The following is a 1,062-nucleotide window of genomic DNA, read 5'->3' as shown; positions in this document are numbered from 1 at the left end:
AAATTCATCACTAAACCAATATTATAGTTTGACTGCGTATAGACCCGATAAGCGCCTGTTTTACGCATGGTGTGTGTGCCTAGATAGTTGATACCTAATAGATCACCAACACGTGACAAGACCCGGGTTGACCCCAGAGCATAAGGCAGAAAATCCAGTAACGAACAAAAAACGTTCGCTACTGGATTTTTTGTCTTATGTGGCCGGGGTCAGGGTCGTCGGAGCGTATTTCAGAAGCCGAAGGGTGCTCAAAATAGCATAACTGCTCAACTATACACATTCCAAAAAAGTCCCCCACCCAGCAGCAAGTCACTCACCCATCACATCTTCCGCCAGAACTTCAGCATAATCAGCATCGCCACAATCAAGGCGACAGAAATCCCCAAAGTCAGCATCCAAGCATCTTGCATCCCGGCTAACGGGAGTTTCTTCACGTTCATCCCATAGAATCCGGTAATGATCGTTGGCACAGCCATGGTCAGTGACCAAATTGTCAAAAATTTCATTGTATCGTTCAGGTTGTTATTAGCAAGGCTGTTGAGGGTATGATCGATTCGGTCAACGACTTGGGTTTCAATCTCAAACATCCGTTGGACCTGTTCTCCTTCAATTTGCACGTCTTCGAATAAATCAATTTTATCTTGGTCAGCACCGACACCAAAATGGGTCTTTGGCAAACGATCGAGTTCACTGAGATTGGTTTGGACCGCGCTGGACAAAAAGGTCAACGTCTGTTGAAGATATGAAAGTGAAACCAAGTCACTGTTCTTCGTCTTCCGGTTCAACATTTTATCCAAATAGTTGCGTTTCTTGGTAATGGCGCGAGAAATTGGGATAAAACTGACAACAACTGTAAACAGTGTTTGCAGAATAAATGCATCGACGCTCTTAACCTCGGGATTATCCAATGCCGAGTAAAGTGCCGTGTTGACTTCAGGTATGCCGCTTTGATTAAACGTGAATAAAACGCCCTTATGGAGCAACATGCCAAATGGCTGGGTAATGTATCTCAGCGCATCTTTGTCGAGGGCATACGGCGCCAGAAAGATGAATAATTGGTAG

1 protein-coding gene is annotated in these 1,062 nt (G+C 44.7%); it reads right to left on the bottom strand.

The window, feature by feature from the left end; all coding sequences use genetic code 11:
* Window positions 1-320: 320 nt before the first annotated feature.
* Window positions 321-1,062, bottom strand: a 742-nt coding sequence (locus tag ABT369_RS57865) for a magnesium transporter CorA family protein (protein WP_350627290.1), incomplete at its 5' end; no start/stop codon positions are given.

This window comes from Dactylosporangium sp. NPDC000244 (assembly GCF_040300725.1).
Classification (GTDB): domain Bacteria; phylum Actinomycetota; class Actinomycetes; order Mycobacteriales; family Micromonosporaceae; genus Dactylosporangium.
The sequence above is the reverse complement of the archived record's forward strand: the minus strand, read 5'-3'. Positions and strand labels throughout refer to the sequence as shown.